This window comes from Paenibacillus sp. H1-7 (assembly GCF_022354825.1).
Classification (GTDB): Bacteria; Bacillota; Bacilli; order Paenibacillales; family NBRC-103111; genus Paenibacillus_S.
The window spans coordinates 2,455,686-2,469,825 of the sequence record NZ_CP031168.1 but is presented as its reverse complement, the minus strand read 5'-3'; the positions used below and the strand labels follow the sequence as shown (position 1 = coordinate 2,469,825).

Annotated in this window: 10 protein-coding genes; 2 read left to right on the top strand and 8 right to left on the bottom strand. The window is 50.1% G+C overall.

Annotation, left to right across the window (positions count from 1 at the left end; translation table 11 throughout):
* Positions 1–55: 55 nt before the first annotated feature.
* Together DVH26_RS11170 and DVH26_RS11165 are read left to right on the top strand one after the other, a co-directional pair.
* Complete coding sequence (locus DVH26_RS11170) at positions 56–2,425, top strand: helix-turn-helix domain-containing protein (protein WP_239633762.1); 2,370 nt, start codon at positions 56–58, stop codon at positions 2,423–2,425.
* A 17-nt stretch (positions 2,426–2,442) separates the two neighbouring features.
* The gene (locus DVH26_RS11165) at positions 2,443–3,282 is read left to right on the top strand and encodes a helix-turn-helix transcriptional regulator (protein WP_239633761.1); all 840 of its coding nucleotides are present in this window, start codon (positions 2,443–2,445) and stop codon (positions 3,280–3,282) included.
* 61 nt (positions 3,283–3,343) lie between these two features.
* Here DVH26_RS11165 and DVH26_RS11160 read toward each other — a convergent pair whose 3' ends face one another.
* The 8 genes from DVH26_RS11160 to DVH26_RS11125 form a co-directional block, all read right to left on the bottom strand.
* On the bottom strand, positions 3,344–4,045 hold the full coding sequence (locus DVH26_RS11160; protein ID WP_239633760.1) for a phytanoyl-CoA dioxygenase family protein: 702 nt from the start codon (positions 4,043–4,045) through the stop codon (positions 3,344–3,346).
* Between the two features lie 219 nt (positions 4,046–4,264).
* Positions 4,265–5,446, bottom strand: a complete 1,182-nt coding sequence (locus tag DVH26_RS11155) for an MGDG synthase family glycosyltransferase (RefSeq protein ID WP_239633759.1) — start codon at positions 5,444–5,446, stop codon at positions 4,265–4,267.
* Positions 5,443–6,117, bottom strand: coding sequence for a phosphatase PAP2 family protein (locus DVH26_RS11150; RefSeq protein WP_239633758.1), 675 nt, complete (start codon positions 6,115–6,117; stop codon positions 5,443–5,445). Before DVH26_RS11150 ends, DVH26_RS11155 begins: the two co-directional genes overlap by 4 nt.
* A gap of 278 nt (positions 6,118–6,395) precedes the next feature.
* Entirely contained in the window at positions 6,396–7,739 is a 1,344-nt protein-coding gene (locus DVH26_RS11145; RefSeq protein WP_239633757.1) for a sialidase family protein, read from the bottom strand.
* Positions 7,740–7,756: 17 nt separating this feature from the next.
* Positions 7,757–9,463 (bottom strand): type 2 periplasmic-binding domain-containing protein, encoded by a 1,707-nt coding sequence (locus DVH26_RS11140; RefSeq protein WP_239633756.1) that lies wholly within the window; start codon positions 9,461–9,463, stop codon positions 7,757–7,759.
* Between the two features lie 19 nt (positions 9,464–9,482).
* Positions 9,483–10,355: a carbohydrate ABC transporter permease gene (locus tag DVH26_RS11135; protein ID WP_239633755.1), complete on the bottom strand. Its 873-nt coding sequence runs from the start codon at positions 10,353–10,355 to the stop codon at positions 9,483–9,485.
* Positions 10,356–10,373: 18 nt separating this feature from the next.
* Positions 10,374–11,324 carry an ABC transporter permease gene (locus DVH26_RS11130; protein WP_239633754.1) on the bottom strand — a complete coding sequence of 317 codons (951 nt, stop codon included), beginning with the start codon at positions 11,322–11,324 and terminating at the stop codon, positions 10,374–10,376.
* 122 nt (positions 11,325–11,446) lie between these two features.
* A complete protein-coding gene (locus DVH26_RS11125) occupies positions 11,447–14,140 on the bottom strand; it encodes a cache domain-containing sensor histidine kinase (protein ID WP_239633753.1) in 2,694 nt (897 codons plus the stop codon).

The window sequence follows — 14,140 nt, the reverse complement described above, 5'->3', positions numbered from 1 at the left end:
GCATATCTGCGAATATGTTAACAATGTAAGGGTATTCAACCGTGGAGGAACGCTTATGATTCCATTGGTCAAACGAATGCTTCGGTGCGACCGCTGCAACCGGGGAAGCGTGTTCATTACGATGCTGATCTCTTATATTGCGATTCTCTTGTTCCCTGTCGCGATAGGACTGTTCTTGTATTCCCATGTGGAAGAAGCGATGGAGGATCAAGCCAACCGATCCAGTCTGGCCATGCTGGAGCAGCTCAGGCTTTCTATGGACGCAAGCATCAAGGAAGTCGACCAGCTATCTCAGCAAATTACTTTGAATCCCAAAATGGATTCATTGTTGAACAGTGACATGTCTAATGAATCCTCTTACCGCTATATTGAATTTATTGCAGACTACCTGAACCGTTACCGTGGATTCAGCGGGCGGTTTATTGAAGATTATTACGTTTATTTTAAAGGGACCGACACCATTCTCAAGCCGGGAGTCCGCACCGATTCCCGGACGTTCTATACGAGCTATTACAGCTACAAGGATATGAGCTACGACACATGGCGCAGCAATCTGCTGGAAGCGAATCATAACCGGGACTATTTGCCGGCTAAGACGCTGCTTCGGGACGGAGGGCTTCCTATTACCGCAAGCCTGGAACGGGAGCCAATCAAGGTACTGACCTATGTGCAGTCTCTCATCCCCATAAGAGGCATGTCCGATATCATGGGAAGTCTGGTCGTGCTGATCGACGAAAAACAGGTCAAAGATATGATTCGGCAGATCGAATCCGCCAACCGCAGCCATATCTACATTATATCCGCCGATCAGAAGGTATTGACGGGGACTACGGATCAGGTTCCGTTCGGCCGTGAAGTGTTTCAGCGAATGAATGGAGCATCAGGCTTCTTCCCTCATCAAGAGTACGGAGCCGATCTCATGGTTTCTTATACGTCCTCCAGCATGATTGGCTGGAAGTACATATCCGTGACGCCAAGGGATATCTACATGCAGAAGGTCAACGCGGTTAAGCTGACTGCGATGTGGCTATTTGCGCTATATCTGGTTGTAGGGCTCATAGCTTCGTACGGTATGGCCTACCGCAATTACCGGCCTGTCAAGCAAATGCTGAAATTCATAGTCAAAGACCAACCGGTTCCGGCATCCGCTCGAACCAATGAATACGAGTTCATTCAGGAATCGCTTGAAAGCGTTCTCGACGAACAAAAGCATCTTCAGGGACAGCTTCAGCATCAGGCTCCCATCATGCGCGCCAACTTTTTGACGAGGCTCATCCGTGGGCTTGTCGATCACTCGGAGGATATCCGTCACTCACTGGATTTTATGAACATCCGGTTCGTGTCCGACTCGTTCGCCGTCATCTTGATCCAGGTCGACGATGCCGAAGCTTTTGCTCAGGATCAGTCCGAGCGGCAATGGGCATTGATCCGCTTTATCATTTCGAATATTGGCGCCGAACTAATACACGAGCATCATATCGGATACTGCGTCGATCTCGATCGCGACCGCCTGGTTGTGCTTCTTAATATCAACAAGCAGCGTCAACAAGAAGCGGTCGCCCATATGACTCACGTGGCAAATACGCTCAAGCAAGTGATGGAGGAGCGGTTTCAAATCGCCATAACGCTGGCTCTCAGCAATGTGCATGAGGGTCTTGAACGAATCGGGAACGCGTACCTGGAGACCTTAGCCGCCATGGAGTACAAAATCATCAAGGGCCGGAGCTCGGTAATCTTCTTCCGTGAAATCAACAGGAAAGACCAGCACTACTATTACCCGTTGGAGACGGAAATGCAGCTGATGAATTTCGTCCGCAGCGGAGATGTGGACAATACGCGAAAGCTGCTCGACAGCTTATACGAGATCAATTTTACATCCAATCCGATTACACCGGGACTTGCCCAGTGCCTGTTCTTTAATTTGGCAAGCACGCACTTGAAGCTCGTTAACGCCACCGGCTCCAAGCATGGAGAATCGGCGGACGGCCGGTTCGACGCAGTCGCTGCGATCCTGGACTGCGCAACGGCGGAAGAACTGCACACCCTTATGAAAGAGTTGTTTGTCTCGCAAACGCAAATGATGCAAACCGGACGCAGCGATCACAATGAGCAGCTATTGCAAGAGATAACCGCTTTTATAGACTCCCATTATACCGATCCGAACTTGGGTCTTAACATGATCTCGGAGAAGTTCAGCCGCACGCCGCAGTACATCTCGACCTTTTTCAAGAAAACAAGCGGACAAAACATGACCGATTACATAGCCAAACGACGCATTGATCAGGCCAAACAGCTGATTTCCAAGCAGGAGATGACGATCGCGCAGATTGCGCAAAAAGTCGGCTATACAAACGATCTGGTGCTCATACGGGTATTTAAAAAGATGGAGGGCATCACGCCGGGCAAATACCGCGACACTTGTTGAGGCAGAAGGAGTTAGAGATGCGTAATGGGCTATACAGTCAAATTGTTCTAAAGAAGGATTTCATCTTTGAAAGAAAAATCGCCGCTTTGACCGAGCATGAGCTTCATATGCACGATCTGCTAGAGGTGAGCATACTGCTCGAAAACAAAGTGCGCTACCGTTTGTCCGATCGCGATGCTGCGGGGGAGCCCGGCGATATCTTTATTTTCCGGCCGTTCGAAGCCCATTGGAATCTGGCGGATTCGGAGGACTCTCCCGCCGTATGGATCATGCTGCTCTTCTCCCCATCCGTCGTCAGGGCGCTGCCCCAAGGCTGCTCGTTACTGGCTCCCTTCTATACCATGGAATGGAATCCGTTGATACCTTCCGTATCGGAGGAAGCCCGGTTGATTCGGCAAGCCGCCTGCAGCGCACTTCAGGAGCAGCAGAAGATGCTTCCCGGGTGGGAGATGAAGCAGTTTTTGTACATGGCCGACATTCTCGTACAGATTTTCCGCTATTTCATGCTTCAGCAAAGTCATGAAAGACAGGCGGAGTCTATCGAAGGTATCGTCCGTTCCATCGAGTACCTGTTGGGCCATTTTGCTGAATGGATCGATATGACCCAGGTCATCGAGCTGTCGGGCATGAAGAAAACTTGGTTCTATAAGCAGTTTCATATGCTGACCGGATTGACGCCGAACGAATTCGTCAACAAGCTGCGGTTGCAATATGCAATCCATCTGTTAAAGCATTCCGATAAAACCGTCACGGATATCGCGTTTGAGTGCGGGTTTCATTCCGTAAGCTACTTCAACAAGCTGTTCAAAGATACATGGCTGCTGACGCCGCGAACGTTCAGAAATCATGCACAATGATACAAAAAGGATGCCTCCACGCCCTCTTTTGTAGACGGTATAGGCACCCTGCCCTCTCTTGTTATTCCGAAGCGGCTAACAGATCGCGATCCTCCAGCAGCTTTCCCGTTTCCGCATAACGGCAGTTGGCCGAAGCCACTTGAAATGCATAAGCCCTCCTGGGGTGGTCGCTGTTATTGCTCTTGCTGTGGTGAAGCGTTTCCCTGTGGAAGATCACCGCGTCGCCGGGTGCCATCGGCCTACAAGGTATCCCGTTCTCCGGCTCAGCGGCACGCTTATGCCCTGGCTCCGTGTTCAAATTAGCCAACCTGCCGAGCCGATGAGAACGGGGAGCGATCCATAACCCCGCATTGTCCTGCGTGATAGTATCTAACGCAATAAATCCATTTAACATGTGGCCGAGGATGTGAGTGTACTGGTTGTCCTGGTGCCACTCCAATCCGCTGCCCTGCGGAGCGACGACGGCATACATCCCCATCCAGAGCTTAACCGGCGCACCAACAATCCGCTCGAATACTTGAATAAGTGAGGGTGAGGTTAAAAACTGGACCGTCTTCGGATACTCCACTCTGGACTGCTCCAGCTTGATCACCGGCTTGCTCCTCCATTTCCCGTCGCTGTTGGCATAGGCGAACTCCCGATGCTCCTCATTGATCGCATCCACCGTCTCCCTGGAAATAAAGCCTGGCGCATAGAAATAGCCTTCCCTGTAAAATTCCTCCACCATTTCGTCTGTCAGCGTAAAACCGGATATGCGGGTCATGTACGTCCCTCCTGTTTCTTTTATAATGCCATTATAAAAGGAACGCAGGAGAAAAACTTGCAATAGCCCGCCGATAACATATCAATTTTGTTCACTTGCAAAAACCTCGTCTTAGCTGATCAAACTCATCCGGTTCAGCCGCTTTGGATGATACAGGAGCCAGTGTAAAGCACAGACAAAATACCATGCTCCATATTCCGTTCCAGCTTCCGACCCCAATCAAGCATTGGCATACGTCCGTTCACGGTTGTTTCGCGCCGCCGCGGAAGCTATGTCCGTATCTAAAATAGCATTCAGCGTATGAAGCGCATCATGCTTCATTTGACTGGACCGCACATTTCTTTTTAAATTCGACAGCAGGGACTTATTCTGAATGACTTGAAGAAGCTGCCGCTTCAAATCCGCTTCATTCTTTGCTTCCATAGCGGCTCCAAGACTAACAAGATAAGCCGCATTGTCCTGTTCTTGTCCGGGAATCGGCTTATACAGCATCATCGGCAGCTCCAGCGCCAATGCTTCGCTTACGGTAAGGCCTCCGGGCTTCGTAATAATCAGGTCGGATAAGGCCATCAGCTCGTGGACATGGTCTACAAATCCGGTGATGACGACGCGATGCCGGGTCTTGTTTCCTCCGAGCTCTTCCTCCAGCGTCTTCTTCAGCTTCTCGTTTCTACCGCACACAAATATAAATTGGACAGGAGCGGTAAGCTCCTCCGACTGCAATACGGACATCAGCTGCTTCCCGATCAAGCCGTGTCCGCCCCCCATGACAAGCACCGTCGGCAAGGTGCGGCTCAGCCGATGCTTATCGCGAAGGGTGAGACGGTCATACGATTGCGTAAACGTCATTCTGATCGGAATGCCGGTAACAACGATTCGCTGCTCGGGGATGCGGTACCGCAGCAGGCTTTGCTTGACCTGCTCGGAACCAACCAAATACCGGTCGGTACAAGGATGAATCCAATAGCTGTGATCCGTGTAATCGGTCATCACCGTTATCGTGGCGACATCCGTCAAGCCGTTGCATTTCAAGTAGGACATGGCTGCCGCCGCCCCGGGGAACGTGCTGACCACCTCAGTCGGTCTCACTTCATCAAGCAGCTCCAGCATTCTGTCAGTGCTAAACGCTTTCATTCGTTTGAACCAATTTGATAACGGATTATCCTGGCGTGTCTTGCGATATAAGAAACCGTATACCGACGGAAGGCTTTTTACCCACTGCATGTAGCAGAACTTGCCGACCGAGTGCAAATACGGATGGGTCCATTCCAGGAAGTCGACCACAACCACCTCTACCTCCGGGCGATAAAATCGGGCCGCTTCGACGATAGCCTGCGCCGCTTTATTATGACCGTCACCCAAGGCGCCGGTAAGAATCAATAATTTCTCGCTTCCGCTCATCTTCTCAAGCTCCCTTCCCATGTACTTTGCTGAGGCTTTGCAATGATAGGCTTGCTGAACCAGCCTTTATGAATGCGCGTCACGGCATAAATCACGCCTTCCGCAACGAGAATCGCTCCCGCAATATCAAGAAGCACATGCTGCTTAACAAATTGAGTCGAGGCAATGATCAGTATCGACACGATCGTAACGGCGGCCGTGTACATTCGCGGAATGCCCGCGGTGCGAAGATACGCCTTCATCATCAGATACGTTGTAAGCACATGCGTGCTCGGAAAGCAGTTATACGGCTGATCGGAGGAATAAACACCCCGGACCATTTGCAGCAGCCAGTCGTCGCCAACCAGTTCTGGCCGCGGGACATAGGTTTGATAAACGGCATAAAAGCCGTAACAAATCAATAGCCCGATATTAAACTGCACCAGCGTTTGGTAGAACACCTCCCGGTTTTTGAAAGCCAAGTACACGAAAGCGATGAACAGGAAAGGGTACCAGAATAAATACGGGAGAACGAACACTTTAAGGAAAGGAAGCTGACGGTCGAAATCCGTGACCAGACTATGAACCATTCCGTTTCCATGATTGAGATATATATAGATGAGTCCTAACAATGGAATGGATAATAGGGAGCTTAAGGCAAGCAAATGCGATGTAAGGGAGTTTGCTTTCACATGATTTCCTCCTTTGATGACAGATATGATTTATGAACGGTCACTTTATTTCATTCAAGCCGCTCGGCAATCTCAGTACATCCATCATAAGAGAAAATCGCATTTGACAAACCGCACTTAAGATGTAACTTGGTTCAGCCGAAAGTCTAAAATAATCCTAGACCATCGGCTAGGTGGAGCTCGTCTGATGACCTGAGGCGGACGAAAAAAGCACCCACGTTGGCAACGTGAGTGCTCATTAAGTCTCATATTCATGATAATCGTTTGTTCTTAGAAACTCAGTCCGACATCAACCAATCCAACGTGAACTTGGTAAACTTAATGGTAAGCGGCTTATTCTCCGAAGCGTTATAATCACATTCATACAGCAAGGCTATTTCCCCGTTCGACAATACCGTTAAACAGCAATACAAGAAAGAACCCGCCTCAATCTGCTTGGAATAGCTCCACGTACGGCCGCCATCCTCGCTTAGCCTGACCGTACCGTTCAAGCGCTGCTTGGGATCGGCCGGATTGGCAAACAGGATTCTTGTTTTCCCGTCACCGAGGTCCGGATAGGCAATGACGCTGGACTGGCATACCGGATCGATCAACTCATTATCGTAATCCGTCTCGCACCAGTTCTGTCCGCCGTCCGTGCTCAAGGCCACCGCCGTGCGCTGACGCCCTGCATGGTTGCGCATATAAACGCGAAGCTCTCCGCTCGGAAGCTCGATCAGCTGCGATTCGGTCAAGTCCGTGCCGTCCGTTTGCAGCGACTTCGCATCCAGCGTTTCTCCATTGAACTGCCTGCCGTCGTTTGGAGATGCGCCTCTGCGCCACGTAGCTCCATGGTCGTCGCTGTAGATAACGGCGCAGGACATTTTGCCGCTTCGGTTCGAGAAGTAGATCGGGAAGACGAGCCTTCCCCGGTGAACGCCATGCTTCAATTGAATTCCTCTGCCAGGACCGGCACCGATAAACCTCATCCAGTGCTCCTTCACAGAAGGATTCAAATCAAACGGTTGCGACCATGTCAAGCCGTCGTCGTCGCTCCTGATGATTTGCAGGAAGGACGTACGGGCCTCCAGCAAGCTTTCCTCGGGATGCACGCCCTTCTTCAAGTAGATGTTGCCCTTGCTGGTTCCCAGATAAGCGACGTTGCCTGCTTCATCGACAGTGTACGGAGTGCTGCGGCCTTCCCGATCGGTGACTTGCCCGTCCGGCAGCAAGCTGTACTCGTTCGAGGAACCGCCGTACAGCAGCTTGTTACCTTGGGCGTCAAATCCAACCCCCTCCTCGGAAGACCATAAACCGATGCCGCCGGGCGTATGCGAGAACAGCATCCAGATGGTGTTCGTCTCCTCATCCTGGAGCAAGGCGGTATCGATGGCCGCCGCCCCGTCCAGTCCCTCTCCCGGATACGAAACAAGGTGCTGCACCTCGCTCCACGTTTGTCCGTGGTCGGCGCTTCTTCGAATCGCCGTATTGATTTTGTTCGGATTGTCACGCATATCGCTAATGCGCGCATCGATACCGGCTATAACGGTCCCTTTGGTTGTAGTAATCATGGAAGGAATCCGGTAGGTCGCCGATCTGGCATACCCAGGGTAATACAGTTCGATCGCTTCGCTTTTGTCCATCTCCCGACACCCCATCTTTATTTTTTATTTAGCAGATCGGCGACCTTCGGCGCTTTCTCCAGCTCGGCCAACATTTCCTTGCCGCCATTATTCAAGTAATTTTGTACATATTTGTCCCATTCTTTATCGATATCGATCTGCCCGGCGATGGCCTTCAGACGAAACTCGTTGATGATCGTATTCAATTGACCGCTGTATTTTTTATTGAGATCGGCTGCTTTCGTCTGGTTCAACAAGTCGTACTTATATGGCTTGATCTCCAGCTTCTTCAGTACATCCTCTCTGCCGAAAAAGTCTCTCTTCAGCTTCATCGTAGCTTCCGAAGTTAAATAAGAGGCTCTCTTCTCATCATACGTTCTGAAGTTATAAGCATAGAAGCCCATGCTTCCTTCGTTCTCCGGATACTCCGGCTTGACCTTGAGCGCGGACTTCTCCGGGGTTCCTTGCCAGGTGGAGTGGGTGCCCACGTCGCCATACAGGGTCCAGCGGGATTCGTCGTCAAAGTTGATGTAGTCGAAAATTTGCAAAATCCGCACCAACTGCTCGTCGGTTACTTTCTTGGAAATATAGAAGGCGTCTCCCAGCTGGTTGACCGGCGTGAAGGCCCCTTCCCCCTGCTGTCCGTTCGGACCGATCTCCGGTGCGGTTACAAGCAGCTTAGCTCCCGAATCCTTCTCCAGAATGTTGGCAGGCGCACGCCCCTTCGTCCAATCGTCCAAGCCTACATATGCGGGCTGAGCCGGATAATAGCCGATCTTACCAAGCTTGTATTTCTCCCAGCTCTTGTTCACATCGATCGTCGTCCACTCCGGATCGATCAGTCCTTCTTTATTCCATTTCGCCATCATTTTCAGAAACCGCTTATACTTGTCGGATATTTCGGCAGCCGTCAGCTCCCCTTTCTCCTCCAGGTTATAGCCGCTGGCCGCACCGTACGCTCCGAGCAAGGTGCTCCCCCATGAGGTAAAGGCGTTGTTGAACGGCAGCATGCCGTACGTATCGTTTTTGCCGTTGCCGTCCGGATCATTGAATGTGAAGGCTTTCAGAATATTCTCCGTTTCTTCCACGGTATAGGCTTTGTCCGTAAAATAGATCCGCTCCAGTCCGCCGCTGGTTCCGATCGGCTTGATGTCGCCAGGCGGTTTAATACCGAGCTTCTCTAACCAGTCGAGTCGCAGGGTCGGCGCCCAAATAAGCGATTTCGCATGTCCTTGGTATCCGGACAGCGTCAAGTATTCCTCCTTCTTGCCCGGAGCCAAATTCATCTCCCAGCCGGGAGGATTGTCATCGAGCATTTTGGAATAACGGGGCGCGTATTTCTTCAGCATGTCCTTCGGGATCGTTCGGGTCAGGCCGTTATCGTAATATTCCTGTGCCGACAGTGTCCCTGCCGTGAAAGAAAACGTATCCGGCATGTCGCCGGAAGCGACCATCAGCTGAACCTGATCTTTGTTCCAGGTATCTACCTTGATGTTGGCGATCTTGATATTGTATTTTTCTTCCAGTTTCTTCTGCACCCAGTTGCCGTCTTCGATCTTCCCTCTCGTAAAGGAGCCGGAAAGCTTCAGCTCCAGCTTCTTGGAGAAATCCCCGGGCGCAGGCAAGCCTGACGCCTCGCTCCCTTTGGCCCCGGATTCACTAGTTCCGCCGCTGCAGCCGGCAAGACTCATGGCTAACGATCCGGACAACACGGCCGACAAAATGACGTTGAAGCGCTTCTGCACTGAAATTCCCCCTCCGAATTTATCCTTTTAATGAACCGATCATAATGCCTTTAATGAAATATTTTTGTACAAACGGATACACCAGTATGATAGGTCCGATGGAAATCATCACTGTCGCCGCGCGTACGTTGCTGAGCAGCAAATTCGTATTCGACATGCCGCCTCCGCCAAATTGGGTCTGTGACAAATCCAGGGCGACCATCATTTGCCTGACGATCATTTGCAGCACGGTCTTGGAAGGATCGCGGATATATATCATCGCGTCGAACCAGGCATTCCAATGTCCGACTGCCGACCAGAGGGCGACAGTCGCAATGACCGGCTTGGACAGCGGAATGATAATGCTGGTCAAGATTTTGAAGTACCCGGCCCCGTCCATGAACGCCGACTCCTCCAGCCCTTTGTCTATCGTCATCAAATAATTTCGCATAATAATGATCGAGAACACATTGACCGCACCTGGCAAAATAAGCGCAAGCCGATTATCGAGCAGCCCCAGGTTTTTGATGAGCAAATAATTCGGAATGAGTCCTCCGGAGAAGAACATGGCGATCAGGAAAAACGCCGTGAAATAATTGCGGTACGGCAAATCCCTTTTGGATAGAGGGTAAGCGACCAACAGCGTCAGGCTGACATTGAGCAAAGTGCCGACGACGGTCCGGACAATGGTATTCAGATAAGCGGTCGTAATGTTTTGAAACGTAAACACGAATTGATATGCATCCGTTACCCATTGATCCGGCCACAAATGAAATCCGAGCGTTGAGGCCCCGTTCGCATCCGAGAAGGACAGAACGAAAGTTTGCCAAAACGGATACAAGACCGCCAGCGAAAACATACTGATCCAAGCAATGTTCAACGTGTCAAATAAAGTAAATCTCGTTTTGTTCAATAACTTCCCCCCTCCTTTCTACCAAATGCCGTGCTCGCTTCGTCTGCGGATAATCGCGTTAGCACCTAGGATGAGAGTTACGCCCACCACATTTTTGAATAAACCGACCGCCGTAGCGTAATCCATCTGGAACTGCTCAAGCCCTTTACGGTACACGTATGTATCAATAATATCCGCGACATCGTACACCATGGGGTTATACAGGTTCAAAATTTGATCGAAGCCTGCGTTTAAAATGTTGCCCAAGCTCAGAATGAATAAAATGACGATCATCGGCACGAGCGAAGGAACGGTAATATGGATCATTTTCTTGAACCGCCCGGCCCCGTCCACATCCGCCGCTTCGTAAAGATCCGGATTGACCGACGATATCGCAGCCAAATAAATAATGGCGCCCCAGCCGACTTCTTTCCAAATATCCGTCGCGACCAAGGTCGGAATGAAGAAGGCTTTGTCCGACAAAAAGTTGATCGGCTGCATCCCCAGCATATGGATCACATGATTGATGATGCCCCTTTGCGGAGACAGTACCTCACCTACCATCGAGGCCAGAATGACCCAAGACATGAAATGGGGCAAATACGAGATGGACTGCGCTACTTTTTTAAACAGGACGTGCTTGACTTCATTGAGAAGCAAAGCCAGCACTATGGGGGCCGGAAAAGCAACGATCAGCTTTAGCAGACTAATAATCAGCGTATTCTTGAGCGCCCGGATGAACAGGAAATCTTGAAACAGGCTTCTAAAATGTTCAAATTGGTTCCATTCGCTGTTCCATATCCCGAGGCCCGGTGAAAATTTCTTGAAGGCAATCAGGATGCCGTACATCGGCACGTAGTGAAATAGGAACAGCAGCAGCATCGGCAGAAGCATCATGAGATACAGCGCCTTCATTCTTTTGGCACGAATCCGGTTCTCGCTCTTTGGTTTGACACGCTGCAGGCTCACTTGCTGTAGACCGGTGTCCATGGGATAGTCGTCACTCCTTTCGTTAGCATGCAGCGTTTGGGAAACGCTTACAAAACGATTATAAAAAATGCAGCGTTCGATTAGTGAAACGATCTTTAGGTTTTGTAGCACTATCTTAATGTCTACAAGTACGCCGGAAGCAGGATGGTCACCGTCGTCCCTTCCCCGTACTTGCTGTCGATGGACAAGCCGTAATTATCTCCAAAGTTCAGCTTAATGCGCGCATTCACATTGTAGATTCCCGCTTTCTTGATCTCAGGATCCGCGAGCTGAGCGCGAACCACGGCCAGCTGCTCCTCCTCCATGCCAGCCGCATCGTCCTTCACGACAAGACGAATGGCGCCCCCTTCCCTCACGCACCAAATGCCAATGCTTACCTGCTTTCTCGTTCTCCTTGCCCCATGATGGATGGCGTTCTCGATTACCGGCTGCAGAATTAGCTTCATTATCCCGTACGCCAAAGCCTCATCATCGATGTGCCAGCTGCAGCGGAAATTATCGTATCTGTGGGACATGATGCCTGCATAGGTTTTTGCATACAGGATCTCATCGCGCACACGGGTCATCGGCTCCCGGTTCGTAATATAACGAAATAGCCGGCTTAATGAGCTGATCATGTCGACGGCTTTGTCTGTTTCCTTCGTCTCAACAAGATGAATGAGGTTGTCCAGTGTATTGTAAAGAAAGTGCGGATTGATCTGCGATTGCAGCGCGATCATTTGAATTTCCTTCTTCTCGTACTCCAGCTTGACTCGTTCCTGACCCGCGACTAGCGTTTCATGAACAAGGTCATCGATTCTGCGGATCATTTGATTGAAATTCCGGCCCAACAAATCCACTTCGTCGATTCCGGACAGCTGATCAAACAGCATACGGCTGCTTTCCCCGAGCTCATACTCGCTTAGCATTCGATTCAGCCCGCCGAGCGGCTTCAGCATACGCTGAGACATGTGATAAGCAAAAAGTAGCATTAGCAGGAAAAGGAGAAACAGTAGATACGAATCGTTAAGAAACAAGGTAACGACCTGCTTCTGCACATCCGAATAGTTGTATCTGGATACGAGCTTCCATGGTATGCCGGAGATGCTCTTGACGGACACCATATAATGTTCTCCGTTCAATGCCTCCTGCTGTAAGATTCCGTTTGAGGCGGTGAATTCCACAACTTGCCCTACTTGACCTGCCACAGGATGGGATACGATACGATGGTCGCGATCGACGATAAACGCTTCGCTGCCGTTCTGCTTGAACTCGGAATACAAGCCGGCAAAATATCTGTTATCCAGCTCGACCGTGATGTAGCCCGCAACCTCCGGATACTTGTCCAATCGGATCATCGGCATTCCCAGAACGATAGAGACGCTGCCAAGATCATCCTTTCTCAGGTGATAAGCGATGACTCGGCCAGACGATTGCAGTTGCTTGAAAAAGGCAGGCTCCATTTCCTTCGCTTGTTTATACCGGTTCGAAAATATCAATGTGTTGGAGGGATCGTATATGCTGATCCTATTCCGGTCGAGCCCTAAGAAATGGTTCTCGTTCAGCAGTTCTTGTTCCAGCTTGATCGCATGATTTGCCAGGATGTCCTCCTGCACCGCCTTATCCAGCGAGATGCGCGCCATCAATACTTCGATTTGGTTGATATCGTGTTCCATAAGGCTGTGTGTTTTTTCGAACAAAGAATAATGGCTTTTATTTAAATCATCCGCGACAATCTGCGAGGATTTCCAATAAAATACCGCCATATACACGAGGAGCGGCAGCAGGATGGTCGTTATGAAATAAAACAGGAACCGGTCTCTTAGATTAAAGCGGCTGTTGTGAGCCTGCAGCTCCCGGTAATAATTCAATTTTTCTTTCGCTATATCGTAGGTTCGAAACAATTTGATCAGTTTATAAACGGGATAAAGAACCTTGCTTGAAATGATTCGAGATGAGACGAAGGCGACCGCAATCGCCAACAAACAAGTAACGGCAGTCAGCCGGATGATCAGAACGAGCTGCTCGTGGTATAAATCCATTTGGTCGACATAGACCAGCCGGAAATCGTTAAACGGGATGGTTGTTTCATGCTCTTCCGTACCTTTAGCCTGCGACGGTCCTCCGCTATAGATCAAATGGCGGTTTGCATCCAGCAGCATGATGCTCTCGTTGTAGGGAACCTTCTCCTTGAAATAACCGGGGTCCAGCATGATCACAATAACTCCGGCATCGCTCCCGTCACCGCTTTCGATATTTGCAGCGAAGAACATCCGCTTATCCAACGCTTTCATTGCATCAGAGTAGACTTTGGAAGGCTCTGCCCCCTTAGGTGGAACGATGCTGCCGGACGCTTTCCCCGGAAGTACGAAATGAGACTCCTGCTCCAGCTCACCTCCTGCTTGGATCCCATTGAGCTCGAAATCCAAGTATGCATGATCGGAGCTGAATTGACTTTGGGGCGTAACGACCAGAATGTTATCGATGAACGCATTTTCCTGGCGCAGGTTATGAAGGTATTTCTCGAAATCGAGCGACAGCCGATATTTATCCAATGCATTCGTATCGCTATTCCCCAGACTGTGCACATAGCCGACGAGCCTCTCATTTGACTTTAGATCGTTCAGCATATCATGTAGGCTGCTAAGACTGGAATGGATTTCGAAAGCAATCTGATTCATTCTCGTGCTTACGATAAACTGCTTTTTCTCCTCGATAAAATGCTTCACCTTAAAAAATAAGATGCTGCTTAAAGGCAGCAGCAAAATGAGCATGGCTCCTATCGAAAACAGCATCAAAAAATTTCGAAATGAAATGTTCCGCAATCGGTTGAACAA